Genomic DNA, 24,239 nt, shown 5'->3' with positions numbered 1-24,239 from the left:
TTTAAAACTTTAAACGACAAATATAATTATATTTAGCCATTTTCTTAATAATTTTAAAGATTATTTTTTAATACAACAAACATAATAAAAAAATTCCTTCAGAGCAGAATAAAAGTCATTAAATAACTGAATATCAGTTTTATATAAAATTAAATTAAAAAAAAAGAGATTATCCTTTTTTGGGACAATCTCTTCTAAGATACATTTTTTTGAAATAAAATCTATATTTAATTAAAATGGAACATCTCCATCATCATCGTCATGATTATTAAAATTACTTCCAAAAGCCTCATTTGCCGAAGGGAGATTTTTAGTAATAAAGGAACTTTCATCATGATTCATGCTCGAAGGTAAATCATCATATCCTCCACTATAATCCTCTAAATTATCAAATCGTCCTAGGTGTCCAATAAACTTCAAACGAACATTTTCGATTCCACCATTTCGGTGTTTAGCTATCATAATTTCGGCTTGACCAGCAGTTGGTGAGGCTTCGTCATCATCCCATTCGTCAATTTTGTAATATTCTGGACGGTATAAAAACGAAACAATATCAGCATCTTGCTCAATCGCACCCGATTCACGAAGATCCGAAAGCAAAGGTCTTTTACTGGATCCACGAGTTTCAACAGCACGCGATAATTGAGATAGAGCAATTACAGGAACATTCAATTCCTTAGCCAAAGCTTTTAAATTTCGGGATATCGTAGAAATCTCTTGTTCTCTGTTTCCTCCTCCTTTACCGTTTCCTCCAGCAGTCATCAATTGCAAATAGTCGACAATAATTATTTTTATTCCGTGTTGCGAAACCAAACGTCTGGCTTTTGCTCTTAAATCAAAAATAGATAACGAAGGAGTATCGTCAATATAAAGTGGTGCTTTTTCTAAATTCTTAACTTTTGTACTTAGTTGCTCCCACTCGTGTTTTTCTAATTTCCCAGTACGCAACTTTTCAGATGATAATCCAGTTTCAGAAGAAATTAATCGGGTTATCAATTGGACTGATGCCATCTCTAGTGAAAACAAAGCTACGGGATGTCCAAAATCTATAGCAATATTTCTGGCCATAGATAATACAAAAGCAGTTTTTCCCATCGCAGGTCTCGCTGCAATGATAATTAAGTCACTTGGTTGCCAGCCTGAAGTAAGTTTATCTAATTTATCAAAACCTGTAGCTACGCCAGAAAGTCCTTCTTGTCCAGCAATTTCTTCGATACGTTTTTTGGCTTGTAATACTAAACTTTGAGCAGTTTCAGAACTTCGCTTAATATTTCCTTGTGTTACTTCATACAATTTAGATTCTGCTTTGTCCAACAAATCAAAAACATCAGCAGTCTCGTCATAAGAATCTTCGATAATTTCAGACGAAATTCGGATCAAACTTCTTTGAATAAATTTTTGCAGTATAATTCTGGAATGAAATTCAATATGAGCCGAAGAAGAAATTTTTTGGGTAAGTTGAATTAAATAAAAATCTCCACCAGCGAGATCCAATTTCGCATTTTTCCTTAATTGAGCCGAAACGGTCAATAAATCGATAGGTTGTGTATCCGTAAATAATTGAACTATGGCTTCAAAAATATATTTGTGTGCATCTTTATAAAATGCATCCGGTTGTAGGATATCAATAACCTCATCTACTCCTTTTTTGTCAATCATCATTGCCCCGAGCACAGCCTCTTCTAATTCTAATGCTTGTGGGGGTAATTTTCCTTTTTCTAGATTAATTATTGTTGTTTTATCTACCTTAATTGGGCTGATATTCTTGAAATTTTCCATATAGCGAAAGTAACTAAAATTCTAAAAAAAACACTATTGAGTTATTACTAAAAATTGTTTATAAGTACTTGTTTTTTGTTTATAACCAAAAAAAAATCCGAAACTATAAGGCTTCGGATTAAGTTATTGAAAATGAGATACTATTCTTTATATTCCCCCATTTTACAGTATTTATCCATTCTTTGAGCGATTAATTCTTCTGTTGATAAATCTTTGAGTTCATTATATCCTTTCATAATATATTGTTCCACTGTAGTAAAAGTAGTCTCTCTATCATAATGAGCTCCACCAAGAGGTTCTGGTATGATATCATCAACTAATTTTTGTTTTTTCATATCAGCAGAAGTCAATTTCAAAGCTTCGGCCGCTTGTTCTTTATAATCCCAACTTTTCCATAAAATAGAAGAGCAAGACTCCGGTGAAATTACAGAATACCAAGTGTTTTCAAGCATATAAACTCTATCTCCAACACCAATTCCTAATGCACCACCAGAAGCACCTTCACCAACAATTACTGTTATAATAGGTACTTTTAATCGTACCATTTCAAAAATATTTCTTGCAATAGCTTCTCCTTGACCACGTTCTTCAGCCTCTAAACCTGGATAAGCACCAGGAGTATCAATTAAAGTAACAACTGGAATACCGAATTTCTCTGCCATTTTCATTAATCGCAATGCTTTTCTATATCCTTCTGGATTAGCCATACCAAAATTTCTATACTGACGTGTCTTAGTATTGAATCCTTTTTGTTGACCAACAATCATAAAAGATTGCCCACCAATTTTACCCAAACCACCAATCATGGCTTTATCATCTTTAAACCCTCTATCTCCATGTAGCTCTAGAAAAGTATCTCCGCAAAGTCCTCTTATGTGATCTAAAGTATAAGGTCTGCTTGGATGTCTGGATAACTGTACACGTTGCCAAGCAGTTAAGTTTTTATAAATTTGTTTTTTGGTATCTTCTAATTTTTTGTTGATTTGTTTACACGTATTGGTAACATCAACATCCGATTCTAAACCAATAACAACACATTTATCTAATTGTTCTTCAAGTTCTTTTATTGGAAGCTCAAAATCTAAATATTCCATAGGATTTGTGCGTATTTATTTTTGTTTTTAATTTTTCGATTTGGAACTGCAAATATAAAATTTAATATTGTTTTACCCTTATTTTTTATTCAAGAAGAAAAAAATATGTTTTACGAGTAAAAACAATTACAGATGATCTTCTTTTCTATAATGTTTTATAACGCCATTTAAAAGCACTGTAATTACAATAACTACTGCTCCAATATAAAATTCTGTACTCATTTTTTCTTTTCCTCCAATGATAAAAAATGCCAAAATAATGCCATAAACAGGCTCTAAATTAGTGGTTAACATTACCGTATAAGGAGACAATTGTCGCATTACTTTTACAGAAGCCGTAAAAGCATAAGCGGTACAAATAGAGGCTAAAATTAAAATCAAAATCCAATTTTTTGGAGACAATACAAAAAAGCTCTTAGTGAACGCTCCATGAAATATAAAATAGATTGATATAAAAATAAAGCCGGCCAAAAATTCATAAAATGAAATTACCGATGGATCATGATTCGCTATCAACTTTCCGTTCATCAAGGTAAATAGTACACCTAAAAGTATCGAAACCAATGCCAAAAGCATTCCGTTCCAATAATTAATCTCTACTTGCATAATCAATCCTAGTCCCCCAATAATGATTAATCCAAAAAATACTTCATACCAGAGTACTTTTCGACCATAAAACAAAGGTTCCAATAATGATGCAAAAAATGCTCCAAGAGAAAAAACAGACAAGGTTATGGAAACTGTTGAAACTTTTATAGCTTCAAAGAAGAAAATCCAATGTAAAGCGATTAAAAGACCAACTATAATGAACTGAAACAAAGATTTGGGAACAACTTTTAATGACTTCTTTTTAAAACCAATAAAAGCAAATAAAAATACGGCAGCGAACAACATTCGATACCATACCAAAAATTCTGATTGAATGGTTATTAATGCCCCCAAAATAGCTGTAAAACCCCAGATAAAGACAATAAAATGTAAACTTAGGTAACTTCTTAAATTATCGTTTCGCATTTCGTAATAAGTAAACAGCTAATATTCCAAAAACTATGTTAGGTAACCAAACCGCTAAAAGTGGTGAAAAAGATGATTTTTCAGCTAATACTCCAAATATTTTATCAATAAAAACAAATGAAAATGCCACAGCTATTCCTATAGCCAAACTAGCACCCATCCCTCCTCTTCTCTTCATAGCTGAAACTGAAACGGCAATAATGGTCAATATAAATGCAGAAATAGGCACACTGTATTTTTTATACAAAACAACTAAATACACATTAATATTAGAGGAGCCTCGTTTTCTTTCTTTGTCGATAAATGAATTCAAATCGCCTAGACTTAAGGTTTCTGCAATGTAAACTACAGGCGCCAAATCCTCCAAATCAAAATTAAATTTCATCTTTTTTTCAGGCGATTTTTCTATCACATCACCTTCTGTACCAACAATTCTTTTGGTATAATCATACAAAGAATACGTTTTATCTTTTGGATTCCACTTGATTCTGCTAGCTGTAATTTTATATTCTAATTTTTCTTTTTCAAAGTGTTCCAACGAAAAATTAAAAGCCATTTTTGACTCATTATTAAAGCTGTTCACATAGATAAACTCTTTTTCACTAATTTGCCTGTATACATCAGTATTGTCTCCCCGCATCAATTCCTTTCCATTATTCCTGAGATAAGTGTACCGGAAATTATTGTAGCCTTCACTGGACACAGGAATAACCCAAAATCCCATAAGCAAAACAATAAAAGATATAATTGAAGCACCTATAATATAAGGCCTCATGAAACGTGTAAACGAAATTCCTGAACTCAAAATGGCAATAATTTCGGTGTCATTTGCCAATTTTGAGGTAAACCAAATCACGGATATAAACAAGAATATCGGGAAAAGGTTATTCATAAAATAAATCGTAAAATGATAATAATAAATGGCGATTTTTAAAACCGGCACCTTATTCTCAATCATTTTATTGATTTTCTCCGATATGTCAATAATCATTCCAATAGGTGCAAATAACAAAAGCATCACTGCAAAAGTGCCTAAATATCTTTTTAAAATGTATTTGTCTATTATTGTCAAGCCCCCGAACCCCCGAAGGGAGAACTTGTCAAATGTCGTTTTAATCATATCAATATTTTTTTACCCATTAATAATTCCCCCTTCAGGGGTTAGGGGGCTTTTACAATCTTTGGCTCATATTTTTCACCATCATTTCTTTCCATGGTTTAAAATCGCCTGCTAAGATATGTTTTCTAGCTTCACGAACCAACCACATATAGAATCCCAGATTGTGTATCGTAGCAATTTGTTTTCCCAAATATTCATTGGCAGCAAACAAATGACGTAAATAAGCCTTTGTATATTCTATATCTACAAAAGTATGCCCCATTTCATCAATTGGAGAAAAATCGGCTTCCCATTTTTTATTTTTGATATTAATCGTACCATTTGCCGTAAACAACATTCCATTTCTGGCATTACGTGTAGGCATCACACAATCGAACATATCAATTCCAAGCGCGATATTTTCCAGTATATTAATTGGAGTTCCTACTCCCATCAAATAACGAGGTTTATCTTCGGGAAGGATTTCACAGACTACTTCGGTCATGGCGTACATTTCTTCGGCTGGTTCTCCTACCGAAAGTCCGCCTATCGCATTTCCTTGTTGGTTCGAATTGGCAATATATTCAGCCGATTGACGTCTTAAATCTTTATACGTACTTCCTTGAACAATTGGAAAAAAAGTTTGCTCATAACCATATTTCACAGGCACTTTCTCCAAGTGATTGATACAACGATCCAACCAACGGTGTGTCATGTGCATGGAGCGTTGGGCATAACGAAAATCACAAGGATAAGGCGTACATTCATCAAAAGCCATTATGATATCGGCCCCAATGGTACGTTGAATTTCCATCACATTCTCTGGTGTAAAAAAATGATACGAACCATCAATATGTGATTTAAACTTCACTCCTTCTTCTTTAATCTTTCTATTTGCAGATAACGAATACACTTGATATCCTCCTGAATCGGTCAAAATATTACGATCCCAATTCATAAATTTATGCAATCCACCCGCTTTTTCAAGAATTTCGGTTTGTGGACGCAAGTATAAATGATAGGTATTTCCAAGAATAATATCAGGGTTTATTTCCTCTTTCAATTCCCGTTGATGCACTCCTTTTACCGAAGCTACGGTTCCAACAGGCATAAAAATTGGCGTTTCAATAACACCGTGATCTGTAGTAATACTTCCCGCACGAGCTTTCGATTGCGGATCTGTTTTTAATAAGTCAAACTTCATATAGGCTTTTTATCAGTGCGCAAAGATAGGTTAATTTGAAACCTACATCAAAAAAATATTTTCCTTGCCAAGAAATGAAAAATAGATTCTTAACTACCAAAATTCAAATCCTTTTCACAATAAAAACAGACAATTTCTAAACTTATACCATTACTGTTTATAAAATAGCCCAATCTACTATATCTGGATTCTTCTTCAAAACCAAAAAATCAATAAAAACCAATGATCCCAAAAACAATTTATTATTCCCATAAAATACTACAAAACAAATACTTAATAATAAATAAATCATTAATTTAAAGCCTCACAAAAGGAAAAAATTGCTATCTTTGAGTCACCTATTATCTGATCCGTTTTGACTAAAAAACACTGATTATACCAATGATAAATCAATAAATAACGTACTAAATTTAGAACATAAATTCATTTGATTTTTCAACAATTAAGCTTCTTATCTTTTCATAAAACCTACTTTTATTAAACTATTAAAATCGATTTTACTCCAAAATCGCAACATGCGACTATCTTGTTTATAAAACCCAAGAATAGGAATCTTGAATACCAATTGCCTATTCGTTCAAAATAGCTTTTGACATGAAAAAAATATTAGTCCTTTTATTTTTTCATTTATCAATCATTGCTTTGGCGCAAGAAGCAAAAGATATTGTAAAAAATGCAGAAGAAAAATCCAAAGGTAAAACCTCTATCGCTAATATTACCATTCAAACAATCCGGCCAACTTGGACACGAGAAATGACCGTAAAAGCATGGACAAAAGGCAATGATTTAAGTTTTATATTGGTTTTGGCTCCAGCCAAAGAAAAAGGAGTCGTATTCCTGAAACGAAAAAAGGAAGTTTGGAATTGGATTCCCTCTATAGAACGAACCATCAAAATGCCACCTTCGATGATGAGTCAAAGTTGGATGGGAACTGATTTTACAAATGATGATTTGGTCAAAGAAGCCTCAATTCTGGAAGACTACAATCATTCTTTTTTGGAAGATGTCATAGTAGATGGAAGAAGCTGTTATAAAATTCAACTCCTACCCAAACCAAAATCGGCTGTTGTTTGGGGAAAAGTGATTATGGATATTGATAAAAAAGATTTTATGATGCTCTATGTAGAATATTATGATGAAGACGGCATGCTGATCAACACCATGCATTGTTCGGATATAAAACTATTGGGCGATCGATTATTACCCGGAAAAATGGAAATGATACCTGCTAACAAAAAAGGGAATAAGACCGTTTTAATTTACAATTCCTTGGTATTTGACACTCCTTTAGACGATTCCTTTTTTACCACCCAAAACATAACCAAGGCAAAATGATACTCAAATTAATTTGGAGAAACCTTTGGCGCAACAGCCGACGAACATTAATAACAATGGCTTCAATAGCATTTGCGGTTTTGTTTGCGGTTTTGATGAAATCATTTCAAAATGGCGTTTTTAATAATTTAATCAAAAACGTAGTTGGATATTATTCAGGATATATTCAAATTCATCAAAAGGGCTATTGGGACGAACAGGTTTTAGACAACAGCTTTGAATTAAAAAATGCTTTAACCTTACAACTTCAACAAAATACTCAAATAAAGAAAATTGCTCCTCGTCTCGAAACTTTTATTTTGGCATCTAAAGGAAATAGCACCAAAGGATGCCTCTTGGTTGGAACTGATGCTATAGAAGAAAATAATCTGACCCAATTAAAAAAGAAAATAATCAAAGGCAACTATTTTGAAAACACCGAAGAAAACATACTCCTTGCAGAAGGCCTAGCCAACCGATTGGACGCAAATATCAATGACACCATTGTGCTTTTTGGCCAAGGATTTCAAGGGGTACTGGCCGCTGGCAAATACAAAATAAAAGGCATAGTACACCTTGCTTCACCGGCCATGAATGACTCTTTTGTCTATTTACCGCTGCGTGCCACCCAATATTTATTGAGCGCCGAAAACCGACTTACTTCAATCTCTTTCGGAATTGACAACCCTGAAAACACTGATGTTATCGTGCAAAATTTAAAAACTAAAATAGGTAATAAATACGAGGTAATGCCTTGGCAGGAAATGATGCCAAAAATAGCCAATCACATTAAAGCTGACGGATTTTCATTTTACATTTTTTCGGGAATATTATACATCATCATTGGTTTCGGGTTGTTTGGAACGGTATTAATGATGACCACCGAACGCAAATATGAGTTTGGAATGCTCATTGCCATTGGTATGAAAAAATCCGAATTAGAATTGATTTTATTCGGAGAAACCATCCTGATCACTTTGTTTGGGGTTCTTTTGGGTTTTGTGTTGAGTTTGCCAATAGTTATATATTTAAAAGAAAAACCTATTCGTTTTGGAGGTGAAATAGCCAAAGTCTATGAGCAATTTGGCTTTGAAGCCCTCTTCCCTACTGCTGTTGACAAAAACATCTTTATCAACCAATCGTTAATTGTTTTGGCAATGGCTGTCCTTATTGGTTTGTATCCTCTTTGGCATGTAAACAGTTTAAATCCTGTTGAAGCGATGAAAAAATAAAAAATAAAACTATCATGTTGACAAAGATCGCCAGTAGAAACATTTGGAGAAGCAAAAAAAGAAGCCTCATTATAATCACAGCGGTAAGTATTGGTTTATGGGCTGGAATTTTTATGATGGCTTTTTACAATGGCATGATTGAACAACGGGTAAATAGCGCCATCACCAGCGAATTATCCCATATACAGCTGCACAATCGCGAGTTCAGAAAAGAGTACGATATAAAATATCATTTGCCGAAGGGTAAAAAAATGCTTGAAATTATACGCAAAGACAATAAAGTAAAAGCCGCTTCAGCCCGTATCATCATCAAAGGAATGATTGCTTCGCCTTCGGGAAGTAGCGGCATCACAATTAATGGCATAATCCCGGAACTCGAACAACAACTGACGAACCTCAAGGGAAAAATCATTAAAGGAAATTATTTTAATCCCAAAAAAAATAATGAAATTATATTGAGTGAAAAACTTCGAAAAAAACTCAACCTCAACCTCAACAAAAAAACCATTCTAACTTTTCAGGATAAAAATGGCAATTTGGCTTCGGCAGCATTTAGAATACAAGCAATTTATAAAACCATTAACGCCCCTTATGATGATGCCAATGTTTTTGTCAAAATTAACGATATAGACTCACTAGCAGGAATTCCCAATGAAGTGAATGAAATTGCCGTGCTGCTCCAATCCAGTAAATCATTGAATGAAACCCAAAGCGATTTGAAACAAAAATTTACTGGAATCGAAATTATGAATTGGATGGAAATTGCCCCTGAACTAAGATTAACGGTTTCTGTGGGGGACCAAATGGTATTTATCTTTATGGGAATAATTCTTTTGGCATTGGCTTTTGGAATCGTCAACACCATGATGATGGCGGTATTGGAAAGAACGCGGGAAATAGGAATGTTACTTGCCTTGGGCATGAATAAATTCAAAATATTTATGATGATCCTTCTGGAAACTTTTTTCCTCATATTGGCTGGTTGCCCAATAGGAATACTACTTGGCTTCCTCTCTATTTTGATAAGTCAGAAAACGGGAATTGATTTAAGCAATTTTTCAGAAGTATATTCCAGTTTTGGTTACAGCTCCATAATCTACCCGAGTTTAACGACAAGACAGTTTGAAATCATTATGTTTTTGGTTGTGATAACAGCCATATTCTCAGCTTTATTACCCGCAAGAAGAGCATTACAATTGAATCCAGCGGAATCTTTAAAAAAATAATCGCCATGCAAAAAACAGTTATCGATGCACACAACCTATCGAAGATATACGATGAAAAAACCATTCCGGTATATGCTTTAAACAAAGTGCATCTCCACATTTCCCGAGGAGAATTTACAGCTATAAAAGGACCTTCGGGTTCCGGAAAAACGACTTTATTAAACATGATTGGAGGATTGGACATTCCATCGGAGGGTTTTGTTGAAATCAACGGAACCAATATCACAAAACTCAAAGGAAATGAGTTGATTGACTTTCGACTGAACAATATTGGTTTTGTTTTTCAATCTTATAATTTAATTCCAGTGCTTACGACCAAAGAAAATATTGAGTTCATTATGCTTTTGCAAAAGCGTTCCAAAAAAGAAACAGAACAACGTGTTTCAGAATTACTCAAACAAATAGGACTAGAAGATAAAATCAATAAAAGACCAAGAGAATTATCAGGCGGGCAACAACAGCGTGTTGCGGTGGCAAGAGCTTTGGCACCAAAACCTCAATTTATTTTGGCCGATGAACCCACAGCAAATCTCGATTCTGTTTCGGCAGAAAATTTACTGGACATGATGCTCCAACTCAATCAGGAAGAAAATATGACTTTTGTATTTTCTACACATGACCAAAGAGTCATCAATAGAGCCCGAAGAGTTATCACTCTTGAGGACGGAAAAATTGTTGCAGATACAGACCCGACAACCATTATTCATGAATAATTATTGAAATAAAATAGGCAATTGTGAAATTTCATAGCTACATCTTAATCGAAATTTTATGTTTTCTCTTCTTGACAGCCACTGCACAAACTGAGGAAACAAAAATACCGTTGATAGAACTCAAAGGATATATAAAAGATATGCAAAGCACTTATTTTATTCAGAAAATAGATTCGAATGCATCTGCAAATTTAATCCACAATCGATTAAACTTTAAAGTCAATATGACTCCAAAATTTACGGGTCGTTTGGAAATCCGCAATCGAATATTTTATGGGGAAATAATAAAACAAACCCCAGAATTTGGCCAATCAATTGATCAGGAAAACGGTTTATTGGATCTTTCCTTTTTATGGATTGATGAAAAATCAATTGTGGCTCAATCCGTAATCGACAGAATGTTGCTCGAGTATTCCGATGAAAAATGGGATGTCATTATTGGTCGACAACGCATTAATTGGGGCATCACCAATATTTGGAATACCAATGATATTTTTAATGCCTATAATTTTCTGGAATTTGATTACGAAGAGCGTCCGGGTAGCGATGCCGTAAGTATTCATCGCAACTTGAGCGATGATTCTTCTATTGAATTCGCCTATAAATTCGAAGAGGACAAAGACACTCCCACCACCGCTTTTTTATACAAATACAACAAATGGAATTATGATTTTCAATTCTTGGGAGGATTATACCAGACGGATTATGTGGTTGGTGCCGGTTGGGCAGGCAACATCAAAAAAGCGGGTTTCAAGGGAGAAATGAGTTATTTTCACCCCAAAAAAAATGCTGTAGACTCCGCAAACACTTTCAATTTATCGTTACTGTCTGACCTCACTTTCTCGGACAATTGGTATGTTTCTGTGGCGACCTTATACAACAGCAATCCTTCGAATGTTCTCTTAACCAATGGATCTTTGTATAGCCCAAACATTTCGGCAAAATCCCTTTTCCCATTTCGCTATAATTTTTATTTCACTATTGTAAAAACAATTTCCCCTATTAGCACTTTTAATTTTTCTTTTATTTATTCTCCAGAAAAAACCACGTTAATACTTGTCCCTACATACTCGTGGAATGTCGCCAACAATTTTGATATCGATTTCATTTTGCAATCCTTTTTTCAAGATCAGTCCAATTCATACGATAACTTGGTAAATGCTTTTTATATAAGAGGTCGCTGGAGTTTTTAAAAATGAAACCAAAGTAAAAATGGTTCGTGTAACAAAAGTTACAATCCAGCCATAATCTCCGATTATCTTTATAAATTAGGCATTAACACCAATAATACTAGTGCTTATAACCAACAATACCGGTACTAAAAACCAACAATACTGGCACTTACAACCAACAATACTGGTACTAAAAACCAATAATACTGGCACTTACAACCAACAACACTGGTATTAAAAACCAACAATACTGGTACTATCAACCAATAACAGAGGCAATTAAAACCAACATTATTAGTCATTATCACCATTTTATTGATAAAAATAATTATTTTTATAGAATAAAACATATAAAAATGATAAACAGCAGCAAGAAATACAAGAAAGATCTTGGCGAACGATACCCTTTGATTGGTAATTTTATTCATTACCACATTGTTCACAACAAAATTAAGAAAGCAGACGTGGCACGGGAATTGGGCATTATTCCTACTGGATTGAACGATTATTTCAAGAGAGATTCCCTGCAATTTGCTATTTTATGGAAACTTAGCATGGTATTGAAACACAATTTTATTGCCCAGTTGGGGGAATATTTACCCTACCGTTTTGAAACCATTAGAGAAAAGGCACTACTGGAACAACTGGCCGAAAAAGAAGCCATCATACAAAAAATGGAAATCCAATTGGAGACAATGAAGGAATTAATCCGGAAGTAATAAACGGTATTAGAATTGATTTAAAGAAAAATAAACGCTACGTTTGTTAAGAGCTAAGCTGCCTAGATTAGGGTGGATATGTGTGATTTTGTCAGGCATATATGTAAGTTGTGTGCTATTTTACCGCAAATCGGCCCAAATCACATCAAATAATGTAAAAAATATAGATATAAAACACTAATTTAAATGTCAAATAATTTCCATATCAAAAAACTTAATAGATTAACTTTTTAAATCAAAATAACGTTATTCAAAGAAATCATGAAAATAGTAATTTTAGTATTTTTGACTTTTATCACATTGGCGATCGGTCAAAACAAAAAGAATAATTTTGCAATAATTGATAAGACTTTAAAAATTCCAGAAAATTATACCAAGCGCAAATATGTAGAATCATATGATCTAATCTGTGGAACTGAGGATTACATTTACATACCTGATGCAGATAATTATTATTATCAATTTTATAAAAAGAATAATCGTGTTTATTGTCAAGGTGAATTAACCAATATTGAGGGTAATGAATTTCACGCGATGGAGGGTTACAAATATTTTAAAAACAATTTTAATGTTTACTATTACGATGGAAACCTAGGATTACAAGAAATCCCAAATATCAATGTAAATTCATCCCGCATTGTTGAAAATTTTTTGGTAGACAATAAATACTTATACCTTAAAACTGTAAAAACAATTGGAAGTCAAGGTTTTAAATTAGTTTCGAGTTATAAATTTTATAAAGAAGCTATTTCTGGAAATGACACTAGCAATAATTCGTATGTAGAGTATTACCTATTTAGAAATAATAAGGGTTATTGGATTGTAAAACTTTCTAATGTCATAACCTATAATTTTTTAGGAAAAGTATACAATCACAAATGGGACCTAATATATGAAAAAGAGAATCCTAATAATGACCTAGAAGAAATTGCTACCGCGTACAGCATAGCACTTGTTGATAATAAACCTGAATTTCCTGGTGGAATAGATAAATTGTATGATTTTCTAAATCAAAACTTCAAAGTAGAAGAAAAAGAATTAGAAGGGAGAATTCATGTGTCTTTTATAGTCGAGATAGATGGTAGTTTATCTAATTTAAAAATTCTCCGAGATCTTGGATATGGAACGGGAAAAGAACTCATTCGTATTTTAAAAATTTCACCTAAATGGAATCCTGCTATTTTAAACAATAAAAAAGTAAGATGTCAATACCAGATGTCATACCTCGTAAATAATTAGTTCATTTAGTAACTGCTCCCTCAAGTAAAAAAAGAATTTTATATCAAAATACATCAATCTAAGTACTAAATACAGCCAATGAAAAGGAATCTCTACATATCATTTTTGTTTTTCTCAGTTTTGTCATCTTGTTCATCACATAAAACAACTGTAGTTACAAAAACTAAAATAATCACAGGTTTTGTGTTTTACGAATCAGATAAACAACCAGTTCCAGGTGCTAATATAAATGTAAAAGGTTCTAAAACAAAAAAAACAATAAGTGATTTTGATGGAAAATTTGAAATAGAGACAAAAAAAGGAGAAGTTTTGCTTATTAGTTTTGTTGGTATGGAAGATAGGGAAATCATTATCGATTCCATAAATTATTATGAAGTTATTTTAAAACCATACACACGTCCCAAGTCCCGACAAGCAAAACGTTATATAAAACGTGAAACAAGAAAAAATGGAGGATATTATGTTTTTCCTGATTAGTAAAAAAAACAGCACACAACAAACGCTACAAGCAATTTGGGGATTTGGCTTAATGGAAAAATTGGTTTGTATTTGGAAGATTTGGCAAATCCGAAAATAGGGCTTAATTTAGTACCAAACTGCTTGTAGCGCAGGGACGTATTAGCAACAATAATTTTGGACGATTACAGAAAAAAAACTACTTTTGATAATATCAAATGATAGTATCAATGAAACCGCCATACGACATAACGCTTAAAATTTTAAAATTGATAAGTTCTATTTCCGAAAAAATTGGAGAAGTAAATGCTAATTATCTAAATAAGCAATCGCCACAACTTCGTAAACAAAATAGAATCAAAACTATACACTCATCTTTACAGATTGAAGGTAATACATTAACCGAGGAACAAATTACTGCATTGATTGAAAACAAAAGAGTAATTGGTCCAAAAAAAGATGTCTTAGAAGTATTAAATGCAATTATGGTTTATGACAAACTTGAAGAATATAAGTTTTCATCTGATAAAAACTTTTTAAAAGCACATCTTGAGTTAATGAATGGTCTAATTGAGAGTGCAGGAAAATATAGAAAACAAGGTGTGGGAATAGTTAAAGGAACAAAAGTAGAACACATTGCCCCTCCTCATGAAAATGTTCCGCATCTAATGAAAGACTTATTTAAATATCTTAAAGACTCTGATGAATTGACATTAATAAAAAGTTGTGTTTTTCATTATGAAATGGAATTCATACATCCTTTTTTAGATGGCAATGGAAGAATGGGAAGATTATGGCAAACTTTAATTTTAATGTCTGAATATCCAATTTTTGAGTTTTTGCCATTTGAAACATTAATTAGCCAAACCCAAGATGATTATTATAAATCTTTGTCGTTAAGTGATAAATCAGGAAAATCAACATATTTTATAGAATACATGCTTGATGTAATTGATAAATCTTTAGGCAGTTTACTTAATTACAATAATAGAATTTTAAAAGACTTAGACAGATTAGAATACTTTCTAAAACTTGGCATAAAAGAATTTACTAGAAAAGATTATATGAATATTTTCAAAGACCTTTCTTCTGCAACTGCGAGTAGAGATTTGAAAAAGGGAATCGAATTAAACATGTTGGAAAGTGTTGGAAATCTGAACAAAACGAAATACATTGTGAAATAATTACTGTTGCTAACAGCTACAACGGATTTGGGCATTGGGCTTAATGGAAAAATGGTTTTGTATTTGGGATGACTTAGTAAATCCGAATAATGGGCTTAATTTAGTACCAGAATGTTGTAGGCATGCGAACACAGACAACGAGAAACATTTTTTAAAGTAAACCAAAATGAACATTACCTTTTTTTCTACCTTATTGCTTTGGTTATCATTCATAACTTTACCAGAAACTGTATTTTGTCAATCGGCCGACTTTACCATTCAAGATGTAAAATTTGAAAGTCAGGGCGTCACGCTGAAAGGGTCCATTTTAACGCCTAAAAAACCGTTTGCAGCAGTTGTAATTGTTCACGGGTCTGATCCTGTAAAAAGAGAAATGGACTTTGCAATACGTCTTGCCAAAGAAGGTATTGCTGTATTGACCTATGATAAACGTGGAGTTGGAGAATCTGGTGGTGTGTATGTAGGACCATCTGTTGGTACGAATAATATTGACACTACGAATCTTAATTTATTATCTCACGATGCAAATTCAGCAGTAAATACATTTCGAACCTATTTGAAAGATAAAAAAACACCAATTGGATTAGTGGGCTTCAGTCAAGCAGGATGGATAATCCCAATTGCTGCAAGCAAAAATCCACAAATAGAATTTATGGTTTTATTTAGTTGCCCTACAATTACAACTCTAGAACAACTTCGATTTCAGTTTTATACGAATGGCAACAATGATTTTTGGAAAAATCACACAGAATCAGATGCTCGTGAACATACTAAAAATGACCCAGACAGGTATCAATTCGTAGCAACTGACCCAAAAAATTCTCTGAATACCCTTTCAATTCCAGGGCTTTGGCTTTTTGGCGAAAAAGACATACAGATTCCAGTACAGTTGTGTATGGAGCAATTAAACACATTGAAAGCTCAAGGCAAACCTTTCGAATATACTTTGTTTTCTAAATTAGGACACAATACTTCTTCTGACAATGATAGAACACCTGTTGATATTTCAATTCAATGGATAAAGCAGAAAACATTGAACATTAAGAAGTCTAAAGCATCAAAATAAAGCACTGCCTGCAACGGATCCCAACTTTGAGCTTTTTTTAATTTAATAAAAGCCATGAACATGACAAAAATCTCCCGCCTTTTTCCGAGAATACCTTAAGAACTTCAATACGTTTGTTTTGTTAATTCGGCTTTATGTTCACTTACCATTGATTACAACTTTGACAGTGGTACACACTCAAAATCTTAGCAAAAAAAAAGCTATGTAACAAAAGTTACAGTATGGGCTTAATTCCTGTTGTACTTTTGCTTTATCAAAAATCATTAGCATTATAAACTATGACACTAGAAAATATAATCAAAGAAAAAAAAGGCACTATCGTAGATGTGCGAACTCATGAAGAATTTATGGGAGGCCATGTTGCTGATTCCATCAATATTCCTTTGGGCGAAATTCAAAACCGATTGGAAGAAATTCAAAACCTAAAAGCTCCTCTTGTACTTTGTTGCGCTTCTGGAAACCGTAGCGGACAAGCACAACATTATCTATCCCAAAAAGGAATTGACTGTTATAATGGCGGTTCGTGGTTAGACGTAAACTATTATCAATCCAAATAAAATAAAACATAAAATGATTAAGACACTTCAAAAATTATTCGGTTTCGGAGCAACTGTAGACTATGCTGATCTTGTCAAAAAAGGCGCCATTATCCTTGACGTTAGAAGCAAAGGCGAATATGCCGGCGGACACATCAAAGGTTCCATAAACATTCCTGTAGATGTTTTAAAAAACAATTTGACTCAATTGAAAGACAAAAACAAAACCATCATTACCTGTTGTGCCTCTGGAATGCGAAGCGCATCAGCAAAAAGCATCTTGAAAACCCATGGATTTACTGATGTCCATAATGGTGGTGGATGGAGTAGCCTAAAAAATAAAATCTAAAAAAAATGGAAGCACACTATTATAACGTAGATCTAAATTGGATAGCCGATAGAAAAGGAGTAATTTCATCTCCGGAACTCCAACAAACTATTGAAGTGGCCACGCCTCCAGAATTTCCAAAAGGAATAGAAGGCATTTGGTCACCAGAACATTTATTGACTGCTGCCGTAAATAGTTGCTTTATGACTACTTTTTTGGCTATTGCCGAAAATTCAAAATTAGAATTCATTAGTTTTAATTGTAAATCAAAAGGCAAACTGGAACAAATAGACGGTAAATTTTTAATAACCGAAGTAATCCTCGAACCTACACTAATAATCACAAAAGAATCTGATAAAGATAGAGCCGAAAGAGTTTTACAAAAATCGGAAGCTGCTTGTTTAGTATCCAATTCCATAAAATCAAAAATCATATTGATTCCTACAATCCAATTTTAAATTACAATTGAATGCAGAACTAAAGCCTCTTATGAGGCTTTAGGCATTTCTACTCTTTTCTTTGTCAAGTATTCTAAAAATCATTTGACTTACAGCAAAATAAAAATTACTTTTGCAGCAGTTTAACTTTTACACACAAAATGAAGCCTAACACACAACAATTAAACGATTTAACTATCCAAGTAAGAAGAGATATTCTTCGAATGGTTCATGCTGTCAATTCAGGTCACCCAGGAGGTTCTCTAGGATGTGCAGAATTTCTTGTAACCTTGTACCAAAATCTAATGGATCGTAAAGAAGGATTTGACATGGACGGTATTGGAGAAGATGTTTTCTTCCTTTCAAACGGACATATTTCGCCTGTATTTTACAGCGTTTTGGCAAGAAGCGGTTATTTTCCAGTATCGGAATTAGCGACTTTCCGATTGATCAACACTAGATTACAAGGACACCCAACTACCCATGACAGTTTACCTGGAGTACGTATTGCATCTGGTTCATTGGGACAAGGATTATCTGTAGCAATTGGTGCGGCTCAAGCAAAAAAACTAAACGGTGACAATCATATCGTTTATACACTTCACGGTGATGGTGAACTACAAGAAGGTCAAAACTGGGAAGCCATCATGTATGCTTCTGCAAAGAAAGTAGACAATGTAATTGCGACTATCGACCTTAACGGAAAACAAATTGACGGAACTACAGATGAAGTTTTGTGTATGGGAAGCCTAAAAGCTAAATTTGAAGCATTTGATTGGGACGTTCTTGAAATAAAAGAAGGAAACAACATCGAGGCTATTATTGCCGGAATGACAGAGGCTAAATCTAGAACAGGAAAAGGAAAACCAGTTTGTGTATTATTGCATACTGAAATGGGTAATGGAGTAGATTTTATGATGTACAGTCATGCTTGGCACGGAAAAGCGCCTAATGATGCACAACTAGAAAATGCTTTGGGTCAAAACACATCCATTTTAGCAGATTATTAAATAATTTTAAATTTTGAATTGTAAATTTTGAATTCGACTTCAAAATCTTTCAATTTTTAAATTTTTAAATCTTTGAATTTAAAATACATGAAAAAATATACAAATACAGGAAGTAAAGATACGCGTTCGGGTTTTGGAGCGGGAATGACCGAATTGGGTCAAAAGAATGAAAATGTTGTGGCTCTTTGTGCCGATTTAATTGGATCATTAAAATTTGATGATTTTAAAAAAAATCACCCAGAGCGTTTTTTCCAAATTGGAATTGCAGAAGCAAACATGATTGGAATTGCAGCTGGATTAACCATTGGAGGAAAAATTCCATTTACTGGAACTTTTGCTAACTTTTCTACAGGAAGAGTTTACGATCAAATTCGCCAATCAGTAGCCTATTCAGATAAAAATGTGAAAATCTGCGCTTCTCACGCAGGATTAACTCTTGGAGAAGACGGAGCTACTCACCAAATATTGGAAGATATCGGATTAATGAAAATGTTACCTGGAATGACCGTAATCAACACTTGTGATTACAATCAGACTAAAGCAGCTACATTAGCTCTTGCAGATCATCATGGACCAGCCTATTTGCGTTTTGGGCGTCCAGTTGTGCCTAACTTTATGCCAGCTGATGAACCATTCGTAATTGGAAAAGCAATTCTTTTGAGCGAAGGTACAGATGTAACAATCGTTGCTACTGGACATTTGGTTTGGGAAGCTCTTATTGCCGCTGAAGCTTTGGAAGCAAAAGGAATTTCTGCCGAAGTAATCAACATTCACACCATTAAACCACTAGATGAAGAAGCGATTCTAAAATCATTGGCAAAAACCAAATGTATCGTTACTGCCGAAGAGCATAACATTCTTGGAGGTCTTGGAGAAAGTGTTTCTAGAGTATTGACATTAAACCAACCAGCTCCACAAGAATTTGTAGCTGTTAATGATAGCTTTGGAGAATCTGGAACTCCAGAACAATTAATGGAAAAATACAAATTGAACAATCAAGCGATTGTTGAGGCTGTAGAAAGAGTGATCAAAAGAAAATAATTTTTGCTTATAAATATAAAATCCCATCTCATATAAACTGAGATGGGATTTTTTTTTGCAAAAATTTAAGTTTCTATATTTTTTCGATAAACATATTTTATCTACCGAAAAAATTCTGCTTGTCTTTTCAAAATAATAAAACCGACAAACATGTTAAGCCTTAACATTTTTTTATTTATCTAATTATTAGTTTGTTTTTGAATACTACTTTATTTTCAACACTTAAAGTGTAAAAATAAAAGCCCGATTGTAAATTACCAACTTGTATTTTAACGATGTTATCATTCGAATCTCCTTTGAATTCAATAGGAGATCCAATTAATCTACCGTTTATATCGTAAAGTTTCAATTGAATATTATTTTCGCTATTTGATTTAACAGCTATATTAACAAAATCATTTGCAGGATTTGGATAGGCCATTGCTGAAAATCCTTTTGATAAATCAAAATCTATAGTCGATAAATTGGAATTGATATTTGCCGTAAATGAAGAGCTTACGATACCTCCAAAACCATCATTGGCACTAACGGTAATCAACGTTGAACCTGCTTTTTTTGCTAAAACTGTTAAGGTTGTTCCAGAAAGGGAAACATCAGCAATAGTTCCGTCAGCTATGTCTACGGAATACGCTAATACATCAAGATCAGCATCCGAAAATACATCTAGTAGATTGAATTCTTTTTGATTAGAAATGATGATCGATTGTGTTGCAATTGCTTGTTTAACTATTGGGAAAGCATTTAGTTTTTCTACAGTCAATTTCCCATTTACATAAGTGATGCTATAGTTTATCGAAATAGCATCGGCAATAGTGATTGCATATTCACCTGCAATAGAATTAGCATCGGCTAGAGTACTTATTGTAGGCAAAGCAGTCAACGACTGAGCGGTATCTTCATATACAAAACCATTATAGGAAGCTGTCAATTCTGGATTTACTTCTTTGTATTTTTTTGTTTTATTATCAGCATTAATTGTCAACTGAGCTTTATTAATTGTAATGCTTTGAGAAACATTTTGAGCTGCTAAATAAAAGTCATTTCCGGTTTGTGAAGCCGTTATTGAAGCCGTTCCAGCTCCTATAATTTTTAACTTTCCGTCAATTATTTTTACTACAGTTTCATCTGAACTACTAAAAGAAACGACTAAGTTAGAAGTTGAATTTGACGTTAATTCAATCGGAAGGTCACCGTACGTTTTTGTTGCTAAAGCATCAAATACAATAGTTTGTTCTGATTTTTTTAACTCAAAACGAGCAATTACTGGACCGTGATCGGAAGTAGTGTTTACATAGTTTGAAATATCAGTTCGCGGGTCATAAACGGCTATTGAATTTGGAACATATTCATCATTTAATTCATTCGAAGTAATAATATGATCTAGAAAACCTCCTGAACTTAAAAAACTATAAGAACCCGCTTTGCTAATATCTAAAGTCAATGCACTATAGCGATCAGTATCTTCTACTAATTTTTGGTATGAAGAAGGATTTCCAGCAATTACAGAAGCTTTTACATCATCATTATAATCTCCTAAAATCATGAAATTGGTATTCGGATAATTGACATCCAAACTGTCTTTTAAGAACTCGACATCATACTTTCTCATATTGTATTTTGAGATGTCAGTTCCGCTGTTGGCACGGGCATGAAGGTCGATAATTGTAATGTCTTTTTTTACACCAGCTATATTAGTTTCAATATCCACCATATAAGGCAAACGTCCTGAAGCAAAAAAGCTACTACTATTACCACCTGGATAATTAGCCAAAGTTGTGTTTCCTGCACGAATGTTATCGTATAATTCAGTAAACATCACTCTTGATTTTTTAACTTTTGTAGTTTGGGTATTATAAAGTACCACTAGTTTTTGTGGAGGAAAATTAGGATCTGGTGTACTGAATGAATACGACCATGCAGGTGAAATTGATTTGTCAAAAGTTTTACCATTGATATTCAATTTTTGAATTAAAATATCCAGTGAAGGTTCGTCTGAAACTTCTTGAACAACGTAAACATCTGCATTTAATTTGTTCATTACTTTGGCAACATTGTCAATTTGTAAAGCATCGTCTGTTGGGCCAAATTCAACGTTGCTTGTGTTTTTCACATCACTTCCAAAAAATTCTAGGTTATAAGAAACGATATCAAAAGTTTCTGATTTTGGCCAAGAAGAACCAGAAAAAGATCCTATTTGTTGGTTCAGCCCTGTAGCAGTAACCGTCAAAGTACCCGATAGGCTTAAAGATTTAGTTAAAGGTGCAAATCGAGCATAAATGGTTTTGCCAAGTAATGCTTCAGCTTCAGAAACTAATACATTAGACTGAAAAGTAAGATTGTCTGCAGATAGTTCAAAATTAGCAGGAGCTGTAATTGTAACATCACCATATCCTCCAGCTTTAAACACAAAAGACTGACTAACAGAGGTTGTGTTAGGAGCCGTATCACCAAAATTTAAATTGGGGTTTGAAGCTAAAAAAGTAGTTTCATTGGTAATGCTAATATCGTCAATGGTCCATTCTGCAGCATTATTTGAATCATTTGTAATTGTTTCATAAACCCAAGCCAAATAGGTATGGTTTGTTTTATACCCTTCCAGATTAATGTAATTGGATTGTTTAAAAACACCTGTTGTGGTTGGAAAATCTCCTTCTAGTGGTGTCCAGGTAGCAGTTTCTGGGCTACTTATTCCATCATAATCTACAGAAACCATTAATTTTAAAGTAGAACCAGCATAAAATTTACGGGAGTAAAATGACACAATTGGGAATTTAGAAAAGGTATCTAAACGCAATTTAGGTGAGATTAACCAATCCTTACTGGCCCCAACTTCGGTATAACCATTTATTTGGATTGCTGCTGGTGAACTATTAAAACGACTGCTAGTACTTGTCCATTTAATATTATTTCCAGCTACACTGTAAGCTGTCCAGCCACTGTTTGATAAAACATTTACATCATTAAAATCTTGAACATAAGGATAGATACCAATACCTGACAAAGAAACTATTTTATCCGAGGCTCCTGTTGATTGGTGCGTTATTTGTCCTGTGAAACTGCCAGTTGTGTTGGGAGTAAAACGCACATAAACACTTGGTGTATTATTAGCATCAAAATCTGTTGAAGCAAAAGTTAATGAGGTTTGAAAATTAGCATTTGCGTCTTTCGAAATGGTGAAATTTCCAGCTGAAGTAAGAGTTACACCACTTGAAAGATTAGATGCTTGTATTTGATAACTTAGGGTATTTGAATCAAAATTTTGCTCAGAAAAACCTAATTCCAAGGAGCTGATTGTTGTGTTTATTGAAGGAACCAGTACATTGGCAGTCCTAACATCAAGTTGATTGCTATCTGCTTGACTATTTCCATAAGTATCTTCAGCAATGGAGTAAAGGGTATAGTTTGTATTTAGATTAAGGCCAATAATATTTTTTGTATAAACTAAAGATGCATCAGTAATGTTAATCACATCAGCTTGCAATGCAGAGTTTCCGTTAGCATCCAAACCAGCTTTAATTTGTGCAACACTTGGTTTAGCACTTCCTCCTGCCAAAAGAACATAATATGTTTTTCCTATTTCGTTTATTTGAGTTGAAAAGTCAAATCCATTAGAAAGTACATTATCTATTTTTGGAAAGCCCGTTATGTTTATAGGAGCGATAATGTCATTTTGTACACTAATATTATCAATGGCAAAAGAAGGACGACCACCTGATCCTGAATTTTGCTTAGAAATCCACCTGATTTGAACAATACTTTGATTTTCGCATTCAACAGGTAATGTAACTTTTATAGTTTGAGGATTCACGGGTGTTGTAACTGCAGTGATTTGTTTGGTGGTATTGCTCAAATAGGCGGTTGATGCAAGAGTTGTAAAAGCGGCAGTTGTACCTACTCTATATTGCAAAGCCATTTCGGATATGCGGGTATTGGATGTGCCATCATACATATTACGGATTACCATAGCATCATATTGCACAGTTATTCCTGTTTTTCCAGTAGTTTCTAAAGCAAGACTTATAGTTAAATCTAGAGAAGAAGAGTTTTGAAAGCCTATTTTTCCATCATAATTATGAACATTACCACTATTGGTAGCTGCGGTGCTACTCGCGGTTAAGCTTCTGTCTGCCACTATAGTTGCATTGGTATTATAGGAAGAACCTGGGGCGATACTTGTTGTCCATCCTTGAAAACCTAATGGGTAAGCAATTGCATTGGCTACTAGTGTACTAAAGTCCTGTGTGTAGGGTAAAGTTTGTGGTGTTGGTTGTGTTTGTGCTAAAAGTGAAAAAGAAAAGCAACAAAATAGCATTAAAAAAGCCATTAAAAAACGATTGGGGTAGATGTGTTTCATTTGTTTAAAAAATTGAGTTTTT

Annotated in this window: 21 protein-coding genes; 15 read left to right on the top strand and 6 right to left on the bottom strand. The window is 33.6% G+C overall.

The window, feature by feature from the left end; all coding sequences use genetic code 11:
- Positions 1–231: 231 nt before the first annotated feature.
- The 5 genes from dnaB to tgt form a co-directional block, all read right to left on the bottom strand.
- Entirely contained in the window at positions 232–1,779 is a 1,548-nt protein-coding gene (gene dnaB / locus OYT91_RS00820; protein ID WP_269223507.1) for a replicative DNA helicase, read from the bottom strand.
- A 140-nt stretch (positions 1,780–1,919) separates the two neighbouring features.
- Positions 1,920–2,873, bottom strand: coding sequence for an acetyl-CoA carboxylase carboxyltransferase subunit alpha (locus OYT91_RS00815; RefSeq protein WP_281239116.1), 954 nt, complete (start codon positions 2,871–2,873; stop codon positions 1,920–1,922).
- A 126-nt stretch (positions 2,874–2,999) separates the two neighbouring features.
- Entirely contained in the window at positions 3,000–3,887 is an 888-nt protein-coding gene (locus tag OYT91_RS00810; protein WP_269223508.1) for a DMT family transporter, read from the bottom strand.
- Complete coding sequence (locus tag OYT91_RS00805) at positions 3,874–5,007, bottom strand: LptF/LptG family permease (RefSeq protein ID WP_281239115.1); 1,134 nt, start codon at positions 5,005–5,007, stop codon at positions 3,874–3,876. Before OYT91_RS00805 ends, OYT91_RS00810 begins: the two co-directional genes overlap by 14 nt.
- A gap of 52 nt (positions 5,008–5,059) precedes the next feature.
- Complete coding sequence (gene tgt, locus OYT91_RS00800; protein WP_269223509.1) at positions 5,060–6,190, bottom strand: tRNA guanosine(34) transglycosylase Tgt; 1,131 nt, start codon at positions 6,188–6,190, stop codon at positions 5,060–5,062.
- A 594-nt stretch (positions 6,191–6,784) separates the two neighbouring features.
- Between tgt and OYT91_RS00795 the strand changes: the two genes are divergently transcribed.
- The 15 genes from OYT91_RS00795 to OYT91_RS00725 all read left to right on the top strand — a co-directional run bounded on the left by OYT91_RS00795 (position 6,785) and on the right by OYT91_RS00725 (position 19,863).
- Positions 6,785–7,525 (top strand): outer membrane lipoprotein-sorting protein, encoded by a 741-nt coding sequence (locus OYT91_RS00795; protein ID WP_281239114.1) that lies wholly within the window; start codon positions 6,785–6,787, stop codon positions 7,523–7,525.
- On the top strand, positions 7,522–8,736 hold the full coding sequence (locus OYT91_RS00790; RefSeq protein ID WP_281239113.1) for an ABC transporter permease: 1,215 nt from the start codon (positions 7,522–7,524) through the stop codon (positions 8,734–8,736). The genes OYT91_RS00795 and OYT91_RS00790 overlap by 4 nt, the downstream gene beginning before the upstream one ends.
- Positions 8,737–8,750: 14 nt before the next feature.
- The gene (locus OYT91_RS00785) at positions 8,751–9,962 is read left to right on the top strand and encodes an ABC transporter permease (protein WP_281239112.1); all 1,212 of its coding nucleotides are present in this window, start codon (positions 8,751–8,753) and stop codon (positions 9,960–9,962) included.
- A 5-nt stretch (positions 9,963–9,967) separates the two neighbouring features.
- Complete coding sequence (locus OYT91_RS00780) at positions 9,968–10,675, top strand: ABC transporter ATP-binding protein (RefSeq protein ID WP_281239111.1); 708 nt, start codon at positions 9,968–9,970, stop codon at positions 10,673–10,675.
- Between the two features lie 23 nt (positions 10,676–10,698).
- Positions 10,699–11,868 carry a hypothetical protein gene (locus OYT91_RS00775; RefSeq protein ID WP_281239110.1) on the top strand — a complete coding sequence of 390 codons (1,170 nt, stop codon included), beginning with the start codon at positions 10,699–10,701 and terminating at the stop codon, positions 11,866–11,868.
- A gap of 335 nt (positions 11,869–12,203) precedes the next feature.
- On the top strand, positions 12,204–12,566 hold the full coding sequence (locus tag OYT91_RS00770) for a transcriptional regulator (protein ID WP_281239109.1): 363 nt from the start codon (positions 12,204–12,206) through the stop codon (positions 12,564–12,566).
- A gap of 261 nt (positions 12,567–12,827) precedes the next feature.
- Positions 12,828–13,805, top strand: a complete 978-nt coding sequence (locus OYT91_RS00765; RefSeq protein ID WP_281239108.1) for an energy transducer TonB — start codon at positions 12,828–12,830, stop codon at positions 13,803–13,805.
- 78 nt (positions 13,806–13,883) lie between these two features.
- On the top strand, positions 13,884–14,282 hold the full coding sequence (locus OYT91_RS00760; RefSeq protein ID WP_281239107.1) for a carboxypeptidase-like regulatory domain-containing protein: 399 nt from the start codon (positions 13,884–13,886) through the stop codon (positions 14,280–14,282).
- Between the two features lie 209 nt (positions 14,283–14,491).
- Positions 14,492–15,445, top strand: coding sequence for a Fic family protein (locus tag OYT91_RS00755; RefSeq protein ID WP_281239106.1), 954 nt, complete (start codon positions 14,492–14,494; stop codon positions 15,443–15,445).
- Between the two features lie 166 nt (positions 15,446–15,611).
- Entirely contained in the window at positions 15,612–16,511 is a 900-nt protein-coding gene (locus OYT91_RS00750) for an alpha/beta hydrolase family protein (protein WP_281239105.1), read from the top strand.
- Positions 16,512–16,789: 278 nt separating this feature from the next.
- Positions 16,790–17,068: a rhodanese-like domain-containing protein gene (locus OYT91_RS00745; protein WP_281239104.1), complete on the top strand. Its 279-nt coding sequence runs from the start codon at positions 16,790–16,792 to the stop codon at positions 17,066–17,068.
- 13 nt (positions 17,069–17,081) lie between these two features.
- A complete protein-coding gene (locus OYT91_RS00740) occupies positions 17,082–17,396 on the top strand; it encodes a rhodanese-like domain-containing protein (RefSeq protein WP_269223516.1) in 315 nt (104 codons plus the stop codon).
- A gap of 5 nt (positions 17,397–17,401) precedes the next feature.
- Positions 17,402–17,833, top strand: a complete 432-nt coding sequence (locus OYT91_RS00735) for an OsmC family protein (protein ID WP_281239103.1) — start codon at positions 17,402–17,404, stop codon at positions 17,831–17,833.
- A 140-nt stretch (positions 17,834–17,973) separates the two neighbouring features.
- The gene (locus OYT91_RS00730) at positions 17,974–18,822 is read left to right on the top strand and encodes a transketolase (RefSeq protein ID WP_269223518.1); all 849 of its coding nucleotides are present in this window, start codon (positions 17,974–17,976) and stop codon (positions 18,820–18,822) included.
- Positions 18,823–18,909: 87 nt separating this feature from the next.
- Positions 18,910–19,863 carry a transketolase family protein gene (locus tag OYT91_RS00725; RefSeq protein WP_281239102.1) on the top strand — a complete coding sequence of 318 codons (954 nt, stop codon included), beginning with the start codon at positions 18,910–18,912 and terminating at the stop codon, positions 19,861–19,863.
- 175 nt (positions 19,864–20,038) lie between these two features.
- Here OYT91_RS00725 and OYT91_RS00720 read toward each other — a convergent pair whose 3' ends face one another.
- A complete protein-coding gene (locus OYT91_RS00720; RefSeq protein ID WP_281239101.1) occupies positions 20,039–24,217 on the bottom strand; it encodes an MBG domain-containing protein in 4,179 nt (1,392 codons plus the stop codon).
- Positions 24,218–24,239 lie beyond the last annotated feature (22 nt).

Origin of the sequence: Flavobacterium praedii (genome assembly GCF_026810365.1) — a bacterium.
Lineage (GTDB): Bacteria > Bacteroidota > Bacteroidia > Flavobacteriales > Flavobacteriaceae > Flavobacterium > Flavobacterium praedii.
The sequence above is the reverse complement of the archived record's forward strand: the minus strand, read 5'-3'. Positions and strand labels throughout refer to the sequence as shown.